This is a genomic window from Thermobifida alba, from assembly GCF_023208015.1.
Classification (GTDB): domain Bacteria; phylum Actinomycetota; class Actinomycetes; order Streptosporangiales; family Streptosporangiaceae; genus Thermobifida; species Thermobifida alba.
Map to the genome: position 1 here is coordinate 1,970,807 of NZ_CP051627.1, position 18,709 is coordinate 1,989,515.

Sequence of the window (18,709 nt, forward strand, 5' to 3'; positions counted from 1 at the left end):
TCCGGGCTCCCCCGGACCCCCGGGAGCCGGTGTGATGCCACCACGAGCAAGGTCCCTCCTTCCCCGCTGCGCGGCCGCGGCCCTGACCGCCGGTCTCGTGCTCGCCCCCGCTCCGGCGGCGCTGGCCGTCGACGGCGCGCCCGCCGAGCCCACCCCCGGGGCCGTACGGGACTTCCTCGACGAGCGGGTGCCCGCGCTGCTGGCCGAGCACGGCGTGCCCGGAGCCGTGGTCTCCGTCGTCGCCGACGGCGAGCAGGTGTTCGCGGGCGGCTACGGGCTGGCCGACGCGGCGTCGGGGACCGCGGTCGACGTCGACCGCGCCTCCTTCCCGCTGGCCTCGGTGAGCAAGTCCTTCACCGCGGTCGCCGTGCTGCAACTGGCGGAGCGGGGCGACGTGGACCTGCACGCCGACGTCAACGAGTACCTGCCCGAGCGGGCGCAGCTGCCCGACACCCATCCCGGGCAGCCCGTCACCCTGCACCACCTGCTCACCCACACCGCGGGTTTCGAGGAGGCCGTGGTCGGCATGTTCACCGAGGACCCCGCGGAGCAGCTGCCGCTGGCCGACTACGTCGTCGACCACCGGCCGGACCGGGTCTACGCGCCCGGCGACTTCGTGGCCTACTCCAACTACGGGACCTCCCTGGCCGGGTACGTCGTCGAGGAGGTCTCCGGCACGCCGTTCGCCCAGTACGTCGCCGAGCACGTCTTCGCCCCCCTCGGCATGGAGCGCAGCGCCTTCGTCACTCCCGACGAGGCCGCCGAGCGGCTGCACGCGCCCGCCCTGCACGGCCCCTCCCCCGACGTCCCGGTCCCCGTGGTGTACCTGAACCAGGTGCCCGCGGGCGGCGCCTACGCCACCGCCCCCGACCTGGCGCGCTTCATGCTCGCCCTGCTGGGCGGCGGCGAGCTCGACGGGAGGCGCGTGCTGTCCGACCAGAGCGTGGCGGCGATGACGTCCCGCCAGGCCGGGGCGCATCCGGCGCTGACGGGCAGCGGCTACGGGGTCTGGGAGGAGTACTCCGACGGGCCGCGCGTCGTCGGCCACGGCGGCGACCTCAGCGGGGCGCACTCCCAGTACGTGCTGGTGCCCGAGGAGGACCTGGGCTTCTTCGTGGCGGTCAACGGCGACGGCTCCGTCGCCGACGGCAACGTCCTGCTCGACGCCAGGCACCGCATCGTCAAGGAGTTCCTGGCCGAGTTCGCCGGAACCGGTCGGGGCGGTGCCGAGCCGTCCGGGGGGTCCGGCCTCTCCGCCGAGGAGGTCGCGCAGCTGCGGCGGTACGCGGGCTCCTACACCTCGACCCGCGCCAGCCGGGGCGAGCCCAGCGCGGCGCTCGCCCTGTTCAGCTCGGTTTCGGTGGAGGTCACCGCCGACGGGCTGCGCACGACCGACCCGCTGCTGGGCGAGCGGCACTGGGCACGGGTCGAGCCGGGGGTGTTCCGCTCCGCGGAGGGCGACCGTCTGGCGTTCATCGAGCGCGACGGCGAGGTCGTCGGGCTGGGCGTGGACCTCATCCCGTCGCAGAACTACGAGCGGGCCCCCTGGTACGACTCGCCCGCCCTGCACCTGGCGGTGGCCCTGGGGGCGCTGCTGGTCCTGGCGACGGTGGCGGTGTGGCCGGTCCTCGCCCTGGTGCGCAGGCTGCGCGGCCGCCCCGGGACCGCTCCGGCCGCCGCCCGCGCCGCCCGGTGGGCGGCGGGCGGAGCGGCCGTGCTGTGCGTGGGCTTCACCGTTCTGACGGCGGTGCTGCTGAGCGACATGCACCTGGCGGAGACACTGGTCCTCACCGGCTCGCCGCTGCTGACCGTCCCGCTGACCGTCGCCGCCGCGGCGGCGGTCGCGGCGCTGGCCGGCGCGGTGTGGGCGTGGCCCGCCCGCTGGTGGGGTGGTGCCGGGCGGATCCACCACACGCTGGTCGCCCTGGCCGCGGTGGCGTTCGTCGCGGTGGGCGCGCGCTACGGGCTGACGCTGCTGCCGCTGTGACCGTCTCGCCGGGCCGTTCAGCGTCGGGTGCCCGCCACGGCCCGGCGGACGTCGGCGGTGCGCAGCGCCCCCACGGCCGTGCCGTCGGCGTCGACCAGCAGGTACTGGGCTGCCGGCCGGGCGTTCATGGCGTCCAGCAGCTCCTCTCCGGCCAGGTCCGCCGGGAGCACCGTCTCGGGGGTGAGCGTCCGCGCGGCGTGGGCGACCGGCAGCCACGGCCGCCGTTGCGCGGGCACCGCGTCGGCCGCGGCGTCGTCGACCAGTGAGGTGGGGGTCCCGGCGGAGTCGACCACGAGGATCGCCTCGGCGTCGGCCGCCGCGCGGCGGCGCAGCGCCTCGGACAGCGGGGTGTCCGCGGTGACCGCGACGGCGGCGCGGGCCAGGTCCCGGGCGACCAGCCGCGGCAGTCGGGCGCGGACCCGGGCCACGTACAGCGCGGCCGAGGCGTTGCGCCAGATGAACGCGCCCAGCAGTACCGTCCACAGGATCGCGAAGATGCTGGGGGCGCTGCGCCACATCAGCCAGGAGTAGCCGAAGGGCAGCGCGATCACCGCGGCGGCCAGGGCGCGGCCCGTCCACGCCGCCGCGACCGTGCCGGCCAGCGGCCGGCCGCTGGCCGCCCACACGCCCGCGCGCAGCATCCGGCCGCCGTCCAGCGGCAGTCCGGGCAGCAGGTTGAAGACGCCCACCAGCAGGTTGGCCATCCACAGCTGCCAGACCAGGACCCCCACCACGGTGTCGGGGGCCACCATCAGGTAGCAGGCGAACCCGGCCACGGCCAGGACCAGCGACAGCAGCGGGCCGCTGAAGGCGATCCAGAACTCCTGGCGCGGCCGCTCGGCCTCGCGGTCGATCTCGGAGACCCCGCCGAGCATGTAGAGGGTGATGCTGCGCACCGGCAGGCCGTAGCGGCGGGCGGCCACGCAGTGCGCGAGTTCGTGCACCAGCACCGAGGCGTACAGCAGCACCGCGAAGACGAGGGCCACCAGGTAGGAGGCGGCTCCCAGGTGCAGGGTGTCGTCGACCACCGGCTGGTAGAGCAGGGTGATCAGGACCGCGATGACCACCCAGGAGGGGGTGACGTACACCGGGATGCCGAAGGGGCGTCCGATCCGCAGTCCGCCACGTCCGCGGTCGGTCCGGGAGGGGGCGCCGTCTGGTTGGTTCACCCTTCCAGGCTACGGCTTCGGTGTCCCCGCGCGGTGTCGCCCTCGGCGGCTAAGGTGGGGAGCCATGAGTTCCGCACCGTCCCCCGTGCCGCTCCGTGCCCTGTCGCCGTCGCGTGCCGCCGACTTCATGCAGTGCCCGCTGCTGTTCCGGTTCCGGGTGATCGACCGGCTACCGGAGCCGCCCAGTCCGGCGGCCAAGCGCGGCACCCTGGTGCACGCGGTGCTGGAGCGGCTGTTCGAGCTTCCCGCGGAGTCCCGCACCCCCGACTCCGCGGTGGCGCTGCTGGAACCGCAGTGGCAGCGGATGCGTGAACGCGAGCCCGAGGTCGAGGAGATGTTCGCCGACTCCGAGGCCCTGGAGAGCTGGTTGGCCGAGGCGCGTGCGCTGGTGCGGCGCTACTTCGACCTGGAGAGCCCGCAGCGGCTGGAGCCCCGCCAGCGGGAGGTCCGTCTGGAGGTCTCCCTGGAGTCGGGGCCGCGGCTGCTCGGCTACGTCGACCGCGTGGACGTGGCGCCGACCGGCCAGGTGCGGATCGTCGACTACAAGACGGGCAAACGCCCCGCCCAGCGGTACGAGGACAAGGCCCGGTTCCAGATCTTCTTCTACGGCGTGATGGTGTGGCGCGACACCGGCCGCGTCCCCGACCGGCTGCAGCTGCTGTACCTGGGGGACGGCACGGCGCGCTGGTACGACCCCTCCGAGGAGGAGCTGCGCAACGCCGAGGCGCACATCCGGTCGGTGTGGGCCGACATCACCGAGACCGCCCGCACGGGGCGTTGGCTGCCGCGCCGCTCCCCGCTGTGCGGCTGGTGCGACCACCGGGCGCTGTGCCCGGCCTTCGGCGGCACACCCCCGCCGCTGCCCGACGGGGCCGCGGACGGGGCCGCCGCCTCCTCCTCCGCGGTCTGAGGGCGGGCCGCGTGCCCGTCCGTGTCCTGCTCGTCGACGCCCGTCCGCTGGTGCGCGCGGGGCTGCGGCTCGTGGTGGAGTCCGACCCGCACGTGAGCGTGGTCGGCGAGGCCGCCGACGTCCGCGCCGCGTTGTCGGCGGTCCGCCGCCTGCTGCCCGACGTGGTGCTGAGCGACCTGGAGCTGCCCGGCGGGAGCGGCGCCGACCTGGCCCGCGCCGTGCTGGGGTGGGCGGCCGGGGCGGGGCAGACGGTACGGCTGCTGGCGGTGGCCTCCGCCATCGACGACGGCGCCGCGGTCGAGGCGCTGCGTGCGGGTTTCCGCGGTCTGCTGCTGCGGGACTCCTCCCCCGAGGAGCTGCTGCGCGCGATCTGCCTGGTCGCCCGGGGCGAGGCCATCCTGTGTCCCCCGGTGACGGCCCGGCTGCTGGACCGCCTGGCCGCCCTGCCGCCCGCGGACGGCGCCGCCGACCCGCCCGGCCTGGACCGGTTGACGGAGCGGGAACGCGAGGTGCTGCACCTGCTGGGGCGCGGGCTGACCAACGCGGAGATCGCCGAGCGGCTGGTGCTCGGCGGGACCACGGTCAAGACGCACGTGGGCCGGGTGCTGCGCAAGCTGGGGCTGCGCGACCGCGTCCAGGCGGTCGTCTACGCCTACGAGCACGGCCTGGTCGTTCCCGGTTCGTCCGGGCGCGGCGGCGCCGGCGGCATCGCGTCCGGGTGAGCGATGTCATAGGGCCTGCGGCGGATCGGTGACCCCGCGGGACAACCTCGGCCGCGGTACGGACGTCTCCCCGGGTGGGCCCCTTCTCCGCCCGTTTCCCGACATCCCATGACCGGATACCTCGCTTCCAGGGTGAGGTGTGCGTCCGACCGGGCAGAGTCCCGCCAAGGAGGTGAACGCCGCGATGGACCAGTCGCGACGGAGTCCCGGTGCGCCGCACTCCCCCACTCTGCTGACCCGGCTGCGCGACTGGCGCACCGGTCGCGGCGACGCCGACCCGGAGGTCGAGGAGTTCGACGACGAGTCGCCGCGTCCCGATCCGCGCGCCATGGACCTCGTCCTGCGGGTGGGGGAGCTGCTGCTGGCCAGCGGGGAGGCCACCGAGACGGTCAGCGACGCGATGCTGAGCCTGGCGGTGGCGTTCGGCCTGCCGCGCAGCGAGGTCTCGGTGACCTTCACCGGGATCACGCTGTCGTGCCACCCCGGTGGGGACGAGCCCCCGGTCACCGGGGAACGGGTGGTGCGCCGCCGCACCCTCGACTACCACAAGGTCAACGAGCTGCACGCGCTGGTGCAGGACGCCGCGTTGGGGCTGCTCGAACTGGAGGGCGCGGCCGCCCGGCTGCGCGCCGTCAAACGTTCCCGGCCGCCCTACCCCCGCTGGGTGATGGTGGCGGGCTTCGGCCTGATCGCCAGCAGCGCCAGCGTCATGGTGGGCGGCGGCGTGATCGTGGCGGCCACGGCGTTCGCCGCCACGGTGCTGGGCGACCGGGCCGCGGTCTGGTTGGCCGAGCGCGGCGTCGCCGAGTTCTACCAGATGGCGGTCGCCGCGCTGCTGGCCGCGAGCACCGGCATGACGCTGCTGTGGATCAGCGGTGAACTGGACCTGGGGCTGCGTGCGAACGCGGTGATCACCGGCAGCATCATGGCGCTGCTGCCGGGGCGTCCCCTGGTCTCCAGTCTCCAGGACGGTGTCAGCGGCGCCTTCGTGTCGGCGGCCGCGCGGCTGCTGGAGGTCTTCTTCACCCTGGGCGCGATCGTCGCGGGCGTGGGCGCCGTCGCCTACACCGCGGTGCGTCTGGGCCTCTACGTCGACCTGGACAACCTGCCCTCGGCCGGCACCTCGATGGAGCCGGTGGTGCTGGCGGGCGCGGCCGGGATCGCGATCGCCTTCGCGGTCTCCCTCGTGGCGCCGGGGCGCACGCTCCTGCCGATCGGCCTCATGGGGGTGCTGATCTGGCTGTGCTACGCGGGGCTGCGCGAGGCGCTGGCGGTGCCGCCGGTGGTGGCCACGGCCGCGGGCGCGGTCGTGGTGGGGGTGCTCGGCCACTGGCTGGCCCGCCGTACCCGGCGGCCCGCGCTGACCTTCATCATCCCCTCCATCGCCCCGCTGCTGCCCGGAAGCATCCTGTACCGGGGTCTCATCCAGATGAGCACGGGGGAGCCGTTGACCGGGGTGGCCAGTCTCGGCGAGGCGGTCGCGGTCGGCCTGGCCCTGGGCGCGGGGGTCAACCTCGGCGGCGAACTGGTGCGTGCCTTCTCCCGCGGCGGCCTCGTGGGGGCGGGGCGGCGCGGCCGCCAGGCCGCCCGCCGCACCCGCGGCGGCTACTGAGCCGCGGCCCGTTCCAGGACGCGGGAGGGGCGGCCCCGGTCCGGGGCCGCCCCTCCTGGCGTGCCGGACCGCGGCTTTCGGGTCAGACGACCTCCACCGCGGGCTGTTCTCCCTGCTCACCGCGGAGGCGACGGCGTTCGGCGCGGTGCGCCCTGGCCTCGTCGGGGTCGAGGACCGGGGCCGCGGCCAGCAGCTGCCGGGTGTAGGGGTGCTGCGGGTTGTCGTAGACCTCGTCGCTGTCGCCGGTCTCCACGACCTTCCCCTTGCGCATGACCAGGACGCGGTCGCTGATCTGGCGGACCACCGCCAGGTCGTGCGCCACGAAGATCAGCGTCAGGTCGAAGTCCTCCTGTAGTTCCGCGAGCAGCCGCAGCACCTGGTCCTGGGTGGAGACGTCCAACGCGGAGACCGGCTCGTCGCAGATCACCAGCTTGGGGCGGAGGATCAGCGCGCGGGCGATGGCGATGCGCTGGCGCTGGCCGCCGGAGAAGGCGTGCGGGAAGCGGTTGTAGTGGGAGGGTTCCAGACCGACGCGTTCCAGCAGCTCCTGGACCCGGCTGCGGATCAGCTTGCCGTCGCGTTCGCCCTGGACGCGCAGTGGCGTGCCGATGCTCTCGCCGACCGTCATGCGCGGGTTCAGCGAGGAGTAGGGGTTCTGGAAGACCATCTGGATGTCGCGGCGCAGCGGACGCATCTTCCGTTCCGGCAGGTGGGTGATGTCGCGCCCCTGGAAGACGATGGAGCCCTCGGTGGGTTCCAGCAGGCGCATCACCATGCGGGACAGCGTGCTCTTGCCGGAGCCGGACTCGCCCACCACGCCCAGCGTCTCCCCCCGGTACAGGTCGAAGGAGACGCCGTCGACGGCGTAGAAGTCGGTGGAGCCGCCGAACATGCCCCCGCGGATGCGGAACCGCTGGCGCACGTCGCGCACGCTCAGCAGCGGCTCCTCGCCGTCCCGGTCGGCTGCGCGGGGCGGCTCCTGGACGGCGGCGGGGGCGGGCCTGCCCTCGCGTTCGGCGCGCAGCTGGGCGCGGCGTTGGGCGCGGGTGACCTCGACCCGGGGCACCGCGGCGAGCAGCTGCCGGGTGTAGGGGTGCTGCGGGGCGCCGAGCACCCGGCGCACGTCGCCGCGTTCCACGGCCACGCCCCTGCGCATCACCAGGACCTCGTCCACCGATCCGGCGACCACCGCGAGGTCGTGGCTGACCAGGATGAGCGCCATGCCCAGGTCGCGGCGCAGCTCGTCGAGCAGGTCGAGGATCTGCGCCTGCACGGTGACGTCCAGGGCCGTGGTGGGCTCGTCGGCCAGCAGCACCTTCGGTTCGCAGACCAGGCCCATCGCGATGAGGACGCGCTGGCGCATACCGCCGGAGAACTCGTGCGGGTAGGAGTTGACGCGCCGTCCCGGCTCGGGGATGCCCACCCGGTCCAGCGCCTCCACGGCGCGTTTCCTGGCCTCGGCCCTGCCCGCCCTGGGGCGGTGGGTGAGGTAGGCCTCGACGAGCTGGTCGCCGATGGTGTACTGCGGGTGCAGCGAGGACATCGGATCCTGGAAGACCATCGCGATGTCGTTGCCGCGCATGGCGCGGATGTCCCTGTCGTGGGCGGCGACCACGTCGGTCCCGGCGACGAGGATCTGCCCGGAGATCTGCGCCCGGGTCCCGCGGTGCAGTCCCATCAGCGCCAGCGAGGTGACGCTCTTGCCGGAACCGGACTCGCCGACGATGCCCAGCGCTCCGCCTTCGGGGACCTCGAAGGACAGGTTCTGCACCGCGTGGACGTCGCCGTCGGCGGTGGGGAAGGTGATCGAGAGGTCGCGCACGGAGACGACGGGAAGGCCGTCGCCCCGGCTCCCGGTTTCCGGAGTGGTCATGGCCAGTCTTCCTTCGGCTCAAATGTCCCGCCGCGGCGGGCCGGACAGCGGATCACGGTCGGGCTGCTCCCGACGTCAGCGGGCTGTGCGCACCCTGGGGTCGACCAGGGGGTAGAGCAGGTCCACCGCCAGGTTGCACAGGACGACGAAGAACGCGCCGAACAGGGTGACGCCGAGGATGACCGGCAGGTCGCTCTGCACGATCGCGGTGACCGCGTAGCGTCCGATGCCGTTGAGCGAGTACACCTGCTCGGTCAGCACCGCGCCGCCGAGCACCAGACCGACGTCCAGACCGAAGATGGTCAGGATCGGGGTGAGGGTGGGGCGCAGTCCGTGTTTGAGGACGACCCGGCTCTCCTTGAGCCCCTTGGCCCGGGCGGTGCGGATGTAGTCCTCGCCCATCGTCTCCAGCATGCCCGCGCGGGTCTGGCGCGCGTACTGCGCGGCGTGCAGGAAGGCCAGGGTCATCCAGGGCAGCAGCAGTCCGGAGGCCCAGGCGAGGGGGTCCTCGGTGAAGGGGGTGTACCTGGCGTTGGGGAACAGGTCCCAGTCGTGCACCAGGAAGGCCAGGGCGAGTTGGCCGGTGAAGAAGACGGGCAGGGACACCGCGGCCAGGGCCAGGCCCATGGAGATCCGGTCGAAGATGCTGCCCTTGGTGACCGCCGAGACGACGCCGACGGCGACGCCGCCGACGAGCCAGAGCACGGCCGCGCCCAGTCCCAGGGAGAAGGTGATCGGCAGCCGGTCCAGGATGGCCGGGAAGACCTCCTGGTAGGTCTGGAAGGAGTAGCCGAAGCAGGGCGCGGAGCACTGCACGACGTCGTTGCCGAAGGTGTACTCGGCTCCCACGACGATGCCCTTGACGAACTCCCAGAACTGCAGGACCAGCGGCTGGTCCAGGTTGAGGCGCTCGATGGTGGCCTGGATGGCGGCCTCGGTGGGGGCCCTGCCCACGTACATGGTGGCCAGCTGCTCCGTGGTCCGGCCTGCCAGCCTCGGGACCACGTAGAAGATGACGAACGTCATCAGGGTCACCACGAGGAGCAGCAGCACGCTCGCGCCCAGGCGCCGGAGGATGTATCTCAGCATCGCGGTCGGCGCCGGGGCCGGACGGACGGTGTGTGCTCCGTCCGGCCCCGCGCCTTCACCTGCCTTCCCGCTACTGGTCGAGAGTGGCGACTACTCGGTTTCGGTGGTGCCGAGCGTCATGTAGTCGTACATGTGCCAGCTCGGGTTGAAGAAGACGTTGGTCAGGTTGTCCGGCCGGTAGATGACGGACTTCTGGAAGACGCCCGGCAGGATGGCCGCGTTCTCCATGACCAGACGGTCGATCTCGGCGTAGATCTGGGCCTGCTCCTCGGGGTCCTCAACACTGATGACCTCGTCGAACAGCTTGTTGATCTCCGGGTCGTCCAGCTCGGAGATGTTGGAGTTGCCCGCGTCCTTGATGGCGTCGCCGTCGAGGATGGAGCTCATGTACCCGTAGCCGGAGGGCCAGTCCGCCATCCAGCCGTAGTAGGTCAGTCCGAGCTTGTTGTCGGCGACGAAGTCGGGGGAGCCGGCCTGGGTGTTGGTGTAGGTGTCGGACGGGTAGCCCTTGATCTCGGCGTTGATGCCGGCCTCGGCCAGGCTCTGCTGGATCGCCTCGACCGCGTCGACCTCGGCGGGACGGTCGGAGCGCACGCCGATGTTGACGTCGAAGCCGTCGGGGTGGCCGCACTCCTCCATCTTCTCCTTGGCCTTCTCCACGCTGGGCTTGCCGGAGGCGGCCTCGTAGGGGTCGTAGGAGGGGTCGGCGCCGGGGATGTCCGGGGGCAGCACCTGGGTGGCGATCTCGCCGCCCAGTTCGCCGCCGTAGGCGCGCTGGATGCCCTCGCGGCCGACCGCGTACTGGATGGCCTGGCGGCAGGCGAGGTTGTCCAGCGGCTCGACCTTGGTGTTGATGTTGAGGTAGAAGTGGGCGCCGGTGGTCGGGTTGTCGATGTTGGCGCGGGCCTCCTCGTCGCTGACCAGCTGGCCCTTCATCGCCGGGCCCAGGCCGGTGCCGGCCAGGTCGACGTCGAGTTCGCCGTTGACCAGGCGCTGGTCGATCTCGTTCTGCTCGACGCCCTCCTCGACGGTGATGCGGTCGGGCAGCGCGGTGCGGACGGGGTCGGTCCCGGCGTCCCACTCCTCGTTGCGGACCAGGACGAGGCCGTCGCCGGGCGTGTAGTCGTCCTCGAACTTGTACGGGCCGGAGGAGACGACGCGGGTCTGGTACTGCTCGCCCTTGTCTGCGTCGGCGGGGACGGGGGCGGTCTGCGGCTGGGCGAGGACGTAGAGGAAGTCCGCGAACGGCTCCTTGAGGTGGAAGACCAGGGTGTGGTCGTCGGGGGTCTCGATGGCGTCGAAGCCCTCCAGCGGGTCGCCGCCGCCGTAGGGGCCGTCGTAGTCGTCCTCGTCGAGCAGCTGCTGGAAGTACTTGGGGCCGTTGGGCAGCGCCTGGTCGCCGAAGTTGCTGCGCGCGATGGCGTACTTGATGTCCTCGGCGACGATCTCGGAGCCGTCCTCGTACTTGAGGCCCTCCTGGATCTTCACGGTCCACTCGGTACCGTCGTCGCTGACCTCGGGCATATCCGCGGCCAGGTCGGGAACCAGTTCGGTGCCCGCCTGGCCGGGGGCCGCCGCGTAGGTCAGCAGGGTGCGGGCGTAGTAGCGGCTGAAGTTCCAGACGTAGCCGTAGTAGGTGTTGCCCGGGTCGGTGCTCTCCATGTTGGCGGAGATGGCGTAGCGCAGGGTGCCGCCGGCGGCGTCGGAGGGGTTGACGACCTCGGTGCTGCCCTGGTCGAAGGCGGCGCCGTTGCCGCCGCCTCCGCTCTCGCCGCTGTCACCGCCGCAGGCGGTGAGCATGAGGGCGGCCGCCGCGCCGAACGCGGCGAATCCCATGACACGTTTGTTCACTGAGTTCCCTTTCTCATTGCGGATGGCGGTGGAGCCGCCGTGCGGGTGGGCGTGGCTGCCGCGGCCCGCGTCAGTCGGAGGAACGGGGGTCGAAGGCGTCGCGCAGTCCGTCGCCGAAGAGGTTGAAGGCGAGGACCGTGACGAAGATCGCGAGGCCGGGGATGATCACGAAGTGCGGCGCGACCGGGTAGTAGTCCAGCGACTTGGAGAGCATGCCGCCCCAGGTGGGGGTGGGCGGGTTGACGCCGACCCCGAGGAAGGACAGCGCCGCCTCGAACAGGATGTTGGTGGGGATCAGCAGGGTCGCGTACACCAGGATCGGCGCCACTAGGTTGGGCAGGATCTCGCGGAAGAGGATGTGGCCGGTGCCCGCCCCCATGCTGCGGGCCGCCTCGACGAACTCGCGTTCCCGGAGCGTGAGGGTCTGGCCCCGCACGATCCGGCCGATGTAGGGCCAGCTGAAGAAGCCGATGATGAACACGAGCACGGCGATGCGCAGGGCGTTGCTGCTCAGTCCGAACGCGTCGTCGGGGATGACGCCGGCCAGCGCGATCGCGAACAGCAGCAGCGGGAAGGCCAGGAAGATGTCCATGGTGCGGCTGATGACGGTGTCGACCCAGCCGCCGAGGTAGCCGGCGAGGACGCCGAGGAGCGTGCCGATGACGACGCACAGCAGGGTGGACAGGAAGGCCACCAGCAGGGAGATGCGCGCTCCGTAGACGATCCGGCTGAACAGGTCCCGTCCGTTGACCGGTTCCAGGCCCAGCAGGTGTTCGGCGCTCATGCCGCCGGTCGGGTCGATGCCGCTCCATGGGTCGTCGGGGTCCTTGAGGACACCCTGGGTGGCCGGGTCGATGAGGTCCTGGTGGAACTGGTTGGGCGGGTGGCCGAACCAGTGCGTCAGCAGCGGCGCGAAGACCGCGACCAGGATCAGCAGAGCGACGAAGACGCCCCCGCCCAGGGCGACCGGGTCCCGGCGCAGTCTCCGCCAGGCGATCTGGGTGAGGGATCGGCTCGCGGCGTCACGTCTTCCCCGGGCGATGGCCTCGGGTTCGGCGTGCTGCGCCGACTCGGGCGCGTCCAACGGCGCGGTCATGCCACCACTCCCCCACTTCTCGCGCTTGTGGCTGCGGATTCGACCGGACTGCCGGTCCGGCTGCGCGGTGTCGCGCGCCTCCGGACCGCTCCTCGGCGGTACGGAGATCCGCGTCGCCGAAGGTTCACCCGCTTCGACTGTTCAGGGCAGGGATTCGAACAGTGTCGGGAATTAGGGTGCGTCATGTGACACACTTCGCCAAAAATACTCCCTGGTAATCGGCAGATCGTCCAATTCCACCCCGAGTACCGCAATCGTGATCCGAGCACTACCCATCTGTCATTCACCCTTGATCTGACAGGGTGTGCCCTCATGTTCACGCAACGTCCGAGTCGAAAGCAATAGCCGTCCCGGACCCGTTCCTCCCCCGGCACGGCGGGCCCTCCCCACAGCGACGGGGCCCCGTTCCCGGTGGGAACGGGGCCCCGTGGACGGTGGGCGCCGCGCGGCGGGTCAGCTGATCCCGCGCTTGCGCAGCAGCGCCTCGATCTCGGCGAAGTCGTCGTCGGCGCCCGCGGCGGGGGTGCTCTTCCCCGGCTCGGCCCCGCCCACGGCGGGCGAGCCCGGACGGCCCGGCGCGGCCTTGGGCTGCTTCTCGTTCTCGGCGGGCCGACCGGCCCCGCCCCGCCGTCCCCGCAGCAGCCGACCAGTGGTCCACAGCACCGCCGCGAGGCCGGCCACCGCCACCCCGGCCCAGGCCAGGGGGTCGAGCACCAGCCCCGCGAAGAACCGGACCAGCTGGCCGGCCAGGGAGGCCAGCAGCCCCATGAGTCCGACGAGACCGAACGCCAGCGGCAGCAGCGACCACGCCACGGCGCGCAGCCCCGCCGAGGCGCCCCTGCGACGCCACACCACCCACGAGATGATCAGCCCCACCACGGTGAGTGCGGCGCCCAGCAGCAGACCTTCGAACGGCATCTGTGTCGGCATGGTCCCAGTCTCACTCCGCGCTCGGTGTCTTCACATCGGGTTTGTCCCCTAGTGGAAGCCTCCTATGCGGGTTTTCCGCCCGCTGGTTCCTGTTGTGGCGGTTTTCGCGAGCGGAGGCCGGGTCAGGACCGGGCCACGCGCCCCAGCCAGGCCGCGTCGATCTCTTCCAGGGAGGAGATCACGTACCGCCGTTCCGCCTCCGGCACGGGCGCGGCGTGCGGCACCGCGACCACGGTGCATCCCGCGGCCTGCGCCGAGGCCGCCCCCGTGGGCGAGTCCTCCACCGCCACGCAGCGGCGCGGGTCGGCCCCCAGCAGCCGCGCGGCCTTGAGGTAGGGCTCGGGGTGCGGCTTGGTGTGGGCCACCTCGTCGCCGGCGACCGTGACGGTGAAGTAGTGGTCGCCGATGCCGCCCAGCGCCGCGCCCAGCAGCGACCGGTAGGTGGAGGTGACCAGCGCCATGGGCACCCCCAGCGCGTCCAGCTCGGCGAGCAGCTCCTTGGCGCCGGGCCGCAGCGCCGGCCCCTCGGCCATCCGCCGCGCCACCGCGGCGTACATCATGTCGATGATCTCGCCCTGCGGTGTCCGCGTCCCGGTGCGCTCGGCGATGTAGGCGGCCACCGTCGTCGCGGAGGCGCCGAGGCAGTACCGCTGGTCCTCGACGGTCCAGGTGTGGCCGAACGAGGCCGCCACCTCCGCCTCGGTGGCCACCCACATCGGTTCGGTGTCGACCAGCGTGCCGTCCATGTCGAACAGCACCGCCTGCGGAAGCTGCGGATCAGAGATCATACGTTGAAGTATTTCGCCTCGGGGTGATGGACGACGATCGCGTCGGTGGACTGTTCTGGAACAAGCTGGAACTCCTCGGACAACGTCACGCCCACGCGTTCGGGGCGCAGCAGCTCCACGATCTTGGCACGGTCCTCCAGGTCGGGGCAGGCCCCGTAGCCCAGGGAGAAGCGCGCGCCCCGGTAGCCCAGCTTGAAGTAGGCGTCCAGGTCGACGGGGTCGGGGTCCTCCCCGGCGAAGCCCAGCTCGGCGCGCACCCGGGTGTGCCAGTACTCCGCGAGCGCCTCGGTGAGCTGCACCGACAGCCCGTGCAGCTCCAGGTAGTCACGGTAGGCGTTCTTCTCGAACAGCTCGGCGGTGGCCCGGCTGATCGCCGAGCCCACGGTGACCACCTGGAAGGCTACCGTGTCCAGCTCACCGGACTCCTTGGGGCGGAAGAAGTCGGCCAGGCACAGGTGCCGGTCGCGGCGCTGCCGGGGGAAGGTGAAGCGGGTGCGCTCGCTGCCGTCCTCGTCCAGGACCACCAGGTCGTCGCCCTCGCTGTAGCAGCGGTAGTAGCCGTAGACGACCGCCGCCTCCAGCAGCCCCTCGGTCTGGATCCGGTCCAGCCACATGCGCAGCCGCGGCCGCCCCTCGGTCTCCACCAGCTCCTCGTAGGAGGGGCCGTCGCCGCGGGAGCCGCGCAGCCCCCACTGGCCCATGAAGGTGGCGCGTTCGTCGAGGAACGCGGCGTAGTCGGCGAGCGGGATCCCCTTGCTGATGCGGTCCCCCCAGAACGGCGGGACGGGCACCGGGTTGTCCGTGGCCACGTCGCTGCGGGCGGGCATGTCCGCGGGCTCGGTGACGGTGAGCTTCGCGCCGCTCCTGACCCGGCGGCGGCGCAGCGGGGGCAGCTCGGCCCCCTCCACACCGCGCTTGACCGCCATGATCGCGTCCATGAGGCGCAGCCCCTCGAAGGCGTCGCGGGCGTAGCGCACCTCGCCCTTGAAGAGCTCGGCGAGGTCCTGCTCCACGTAGGCGCGGGTGAGCGCGGCACCGCCCAGCAGTACCGGGTAGCGGTCGGCGACGCCGCGGGCGTTCATCTCCTCCAGGTTCTCCCGCATGACCACCGTGGACTTCACCAGCAGCCCCGACATGCCGATGACGTCGGCGCGGTGCTGCTCGGCGGCCTCCAGGATCGCCGAGATGGGCTGCTTGATGCCCAGGTTGACGACCTCGTAGCCGTTGTTGGACAGGATGATGTCGACGAGGTTCTTGCCGATGTCGTGCACGTCGCCCTTGACGGTGGCCAGCACGATGCGCCCCTTGCCGGCGTCGCCCTCCACCTTCTCCATGTGCGGTTCCAGGTAGGCCACGGCGGCCTTCATCACCTCGGCCGACTTCAGCACGAACGGCAGCTGCATCTGCCCGGAGCCGAACAGCTCGCCGACGGTCTTCATGCCCGACAGCAGCGTGTCGTTGACGATGTCGAGGGCGGGCCGCTGGCTGAGCGCCTCGTCGAGGTCGGCCTCCATCCCGGCGGCCTCGCCGTCGACGATGCGCCGCTCCAGACGCTCCCACAGCGGCAGCGCGGCCAGCTCCTCGGCGCGGGAGGCGCGCAGCTGCTGGGCGTCGACTCCCTCGAACAGCTGCAGGAAGCGCTGCAGCGGGTCGTAGTCGCCGGTGCGGCGGTCGTAGATCATGTCCAGGGCCACCTGCCGCTGCTCCTCGGGGATGCGGTTCATCGGCAGGATCTTGGAGGCGTGCACGATCGCGGAGTCCAGTCCGGCCTGGACGCACTCGTGCAGGAACACCGAGTTGAGCACCATGCGGGCGGCCGGGTTGAGGCCGAAGGAGACGTTGGACAGGCCCAGCGTGGTCTGCACGTCGGGGTGGCGCCGCTTGAGTTCGCGGATGGCCTCCAGGGTCTCCAGGGCGTCGCGCCGCGACTCCTCCTGGCCGGTGGCGATGGTGAAGGTCAGGCAGTCGATGATGATGTCGTGCTTGCGGATGCCGTACTCGCCGGTGAGCTGGTTGATGAGCCGCTCGGCGATCTCGACCTTCTTGGCGGCGGTGCGGGCCTGCCCCTCCTCGTCGATGGTCAGCGCCATCAGGGCCGCGCCGTGCTCGACCGCCAGTGCGGCGACCCGGGCGAACCGGGAGTCGGGTCCGTCGCCGTCCTCGTAGTTGACGGAGTTGAGGACCGCGCGGCCGCCGAGCGACTCCAGGCCGGCCTCCAGCACGGCGACCTCGGTGGAGTCCAGCACCAGCGGCAGGGTGGAGGCGGTGGCCAGCCGGGAGGCCAGCTCCCGCATGTCGCGCACGCCGTCGCGGCCGACGTAGTCGACGCACAGGTCGAGCATGTGCGCGCCGTCGCGGATCTGGTCGCGGGCGATCTCGACGCAGTCGTCGTAGCGCTCGGCGAGCATGGCCTCGCGGAACGCCTTGGAGCCGTTGGCGTTGGTGCGTTCGCCGATGGCCAGGTAGCTGGTGTCCTGCCGGAACGGCACGCTCTGGTAGGTGGAGGCGGCGGCGGGTTCGACGTGCGGCCGGCGCTCGACCACGCCGCGGCCCTGCACCCGCTCCACCACCTGGGCCATGTGCTCGGGCGTGGTGCCGCAGCAGCCGCCCACCAGGGCCAGGCCGAACTCGCGGACGAAGGTGTCGTGGGCGTCGGCCAGCTCGTGCGGCAGCAGCGGGTAGACCGCTCCGTCGGCCCCCAGTTCGGGCAGGCCCGCGTTGGGCATGCAGGAGACGGGGATCCGGGAGTGCTGGGACAGGTAGCGCAGGTGCTCGCTCATCTCGGCCGGGCCGGTGGCGCAGTTCAGGCCGATCACGTCCACCCCCAGCGGCTCCAGCGAGGTCAGCGCCGCACCGATCTCGGAGCCGACCAGCATGGTCCCGGTGGTTTCGATGGTCACCTGCACGATGATCGGGGTGTCGGTGCCCGCGGCACGGCGGGCGCGCCGGGCGCCGACCACGGCGGCCTTGGTCTGCAGCAGGTCCTGGCAGGTCTCGATGACGATCGCGTCGGCCCCGCCGTCGATGAGCCCGCGGGCGCACTGCTCGTAGTGGTCGCGCAGCAGGGCGTAGGGGGCGTGGCCGAGCGTGGGCAGCTTCGTGCCGGGCCCCACCGAGCCGAGCACGTAGCGGACCTGGTCGGACGTGGTGTAGGCGTCGGCGGCCTCGCGGGCCAGCCGCGCTCCGGCCTCAGCCAGCTCGTAGGTGCGCTCGGCGATGCCGTACTCGCCGAGGTTGCCGAAGTTCGCGCCGAAGGTGTTGGTCTCCACACAGTCGACGCCGACCCGCAGGTAGGCCTCGTGGATCGACCGCACCACGTCGGGCCGGGTGATGTTGAGGATCTCGTTACACCCCTCGTGCCCCTGGAAGTCGTCCATGCTCAGGTCGTGCGCCTGCAGCATGGTCCCCATCGCCCCGTCGGCGACGATGACGCGGGAACCGAGGGCCTCACGGAAGGAGAGTCGAGCGCTCATAGACCTTTGACTTCACTGTTGACGACGGTGCGGACCGCGCACGGACCGCTGGGGACGGCCGGGCGGACCCGTCTGGGCGCCACTCCTGACGACACCACCCGGGTGGTTCGACGATAGCGCACCGTGGTTGCGCCCTCCTGTCGGTTTGCCCCTCCGCACCCGTTGGGTGTGGCATGCTCCACATCGTCGCCACTTGGGCGCCCCCAGCGGCGATTCGGCGGTTTGTTCGCTCTGCCCCTACGGCGGCGCCCCGTTTGAACATATGGTGGACCCAGCAGCGGTGCACGGACCGATGGTGGTCCGGCACCCAGGACCCCGATGATTGAAGGAGGCGGCCTGTGCCTGAGCTCGACAGCGTCTCGGAGCTGGTCGAGCCCGTGATGGTGGCCGCGTTCGAGGGCTGGAACGACGCCGGTGAGGCGGCCAGCGCCGTGATCGACCACCTGACCGACGTCTGGGGCGCCACCGAGCTGGTCTCCCTGGACTCGGAGGACTACTACGACTTCCAGGTCACCCGGCCGCGGGTCACCGCGGTGGACGGCGTCAGCCAGGGAATCGACTGGCCCGCCGTGACGGTCTCCCTGAGCCGTTCCCCCGGTGGCCAGGACGTGGTGCTGGTCCGAGGGGCCGAGCCCAGCACGCGCTGGCGCGGTTTCGCCAGCGACCTGCTGTCGGTCGTCCGGGAGTTGGGCGTACGGCGGGTGGTCCTGCTGGGCGCGCTGCTCGCCGACGTGCCGCACACGCGGCCGGTACCGGTCACGGGCATGTTCTCCCACCCCGAACTGGCCAGGTCGGCGAGTCTGGAACCGACCACCTACGAGGGGCCGACCGGGATCGTCGGCGTGCTGCACGACACGTTCAGTGCCGCCGGCCTGGAAACGGTCTCCCTGTGGGCCGCCGTCCCCCACTACGTGGCCCAGCCGCCCAGCCCCAAGGCGACCCTGGCCCTGGTCCGCCGGGTGGAGGACACCCTGGACCTGACCGTGCGGCTGGGTGACCTGCCCGAGGACGCGCGCGCCTGGGAGCGCGGGGTGGACGAACTCGCCGCCCAGGACTCCGACATCGCCGGCTACGTGCGCAGCCTGGAAGAGGCCAAGGACGCCGCCGAACTCCCCGAGGCCTCCGGTGAGGCCATCGCCCGCGAATTCGAGCGCTACCTGAAGCGGAGGCGCGGCGGTTCCTGACCGCCCCGGCCCCGCCGCGCCGACG

13 protein-coding genes are annotated in these 18,709 nt (G+C 72.1%); 5 read left to right on the top strand and 8 right to left on the bottom strand.

All coding sequences use genetic code 11. The features are described from left to right. Window positions 1-34: 34 nt before the first annotated feature. Window positions 35-1,987 (top strand): serine hydrolase domain-containing protein, encoded by a 1,953-nt coding sequence (locus FOF52_RS08695; RefSeq protein WP_248593318.1) that lies wholly within the window; start codon window positions 35-37, stop codon window positions 1,985-1,987. Between the two features lie 17 nt (window positions 1,988-2,004). Here FOF52_RS08695 and FOF52_RS08700 read toward each other — a convergent pair whose 3' ends face one another. Further along, window positions 2,005-3,156 carry a site-2 protease family protein gene (locus tag FOF52_RS08700; protein ID WP_248593319.1) on the bottom strand — a complete coding sequence of 384 codons (1,152 nt, stop codon included), beginning with the start codon at window positions 3,154-3,156 and terminating at the stop codon, window positions 2,005-2,007. A 64-nt stretch (window positions 3,157-3,220) separates the two neighbouring features. On the opposite strand from FOF52_RS08700, the gene FOF52_RS08705 reads away from it, so the two are divergent. The 3 genes from FOF52_RS08705 to FOF52_RS08715 all read left to right on the top strand — a co-directional run bounded on the left by FOF52_RS08705 (window position 3,221) and on the right by FOF52_RS08715 (window position 6,400). Then, complete coding sequence (locus FOF52_RS08705; RefSeq protein WP_248593320.1) at window positions 3,221-4,066, top strand: RecB family exonuclease; 846 nt, start codon at window positions 3,221-3,223, stop codon at window positions 4,064-4,066. An 11-nt stretch (window positions 4,067-4,077) separates the two neighbouring features. Further along, window positions 4,078-4,788 carry a LuxR C-terminal-related transcriptional regulator gene (locus FOF52_RS08710; RefSeq protein ID WP_248593321.1) on the top strand — a complete coding sequence of 237 codons (711 nt, stop codon included), beginning with the start codon at window positions 4,078-4,080 and terminating at the stop codon, window positions 4,786-4,788. 184 nt (window positions 4,789-4,972) lie between these two features. Beyond that, the gene (locus FOF52_RS08715; protein ID WP_248593322.1) at window positions 4,973-6,400 is read left to right on the top strand and encodes a threonine/serine exporter family protein; all 1,428 of its coding nucleotides are present in this window, start codon (window positions 4,973-4,975) and stop codon (window positions 6,398-6,400) included. A gap of 82 nt (window positions 6,401-6,482) precedes the next feature. Here FOF52_RS08715 and FOF52_RS08720 read toward each other — a convergent pair whose 3' ends face one another. From FOF52_RS08720 to metH, 7 genes are all read right to left on the bottom strand, one after another. Then, the gene (locus tag FOF52_RS08720; protein WP_248593323.1) at window positions 6,483-8,273 is read right to left on the bottom strand and encodes an ABC transporter ATP-binding protein; all 1,791 of its coding nucleotides are present in this window, start codon (window positions 8,271-8,273) and stop codon (window positions 6,483-6,485) included. Between the two features lie 75 nt (window positions 8,274-8,348). Continuing rightward, the gene (locus FOF52_RS08725; protein ID WP_248593324.1) at window positions 8,349-9,362 is read right to left on the bottom strand and encodes an ABC transporter permease; all 1,014 of its coding nucleotides are present in this window, start codon (window positions 9,360-9,362) and stop codon (window positions 8,349-8,351) included. Between the two features lie 90 nt (window positions 9,363-9,452). After that, window positions 9,453-11,213 carry an ABC transporter substrate-binding protein gene (locus FOF52_RS08730; RefSeq protein WP_425265535.1) on the bottom strand — a complete coding sequence of 587 codons (1,761 nt, stop codon included), beginning with the start codon at window positions 11,211-11,213 and terminating at the stop codon, window positions 9,453-9,455. Between the two features lie 70 nt (window positions 11,214-11,283). After that, window positions 11,284-12,309: an ABC transporter permease gene (locus tag FOF52_RS08735; RefSeq protein WP_248593325.1), complete on the bottom strand. Its 1,026-nt coding sequence runs from the start codon at window positions 12,307-12,309 to the stop codon at window positions 11,284-11,286. Between the two features lie 453 nt (window positions 12,310-12,762). Beyond that, entirely contained in the window at window positions 12,763-13,239 is a 477-nt protein-coding gene (locus tag FOF52_RS08740; protein WP_248593326.1) for a cellulose synthase, read from the bottom strand. A 122-nt stretch (window positions 13,240-13,361) separates the two neighbouring features. Continuing rightward, a complete protein-coding gene (locus FOF52_RS08745) occupies window positions 13,362-14,027 on the bottom strand; it encodes an HAD family hydrolase (protein ID WP_248593327.1) in 666 nt (221 codons plus the stop codon). Continuing rightward, a complete protein-coding gene (gene metH / locus FOF52_RS08750) occupies window positions 14,024-17,500 on the bottom strand; it encodes a methionine synthase (RefSeq protein WP_248593328.1) in 3,477 nt (1,158 codons plus the stop codon). The genes FOF52_RS08745 and metH overlap by 4 nt, the downstream gene beginning before the upstream one ends. A 338-nt stretch (window positions 17,501-17,838) precedes the next feature. Between metH and FOF52_RS08755 the strand changes: the two genes are divergently transcribed. Further along, window positions 17,839-18,684 carry a PAC2 family protein gene (locus FOF52_RS08755; RefSeq protein ID WP_248593329.1) on the top strand — a complete coding sequence of 282 codons (846 nt, stop codon included), beginning with the start codon at window positions 17,839-17,841 and terminating at the stop codon, window positions 18,682-18,684. Window positions 18,685-18,709 lie beyond the last annotated feature (25 nt).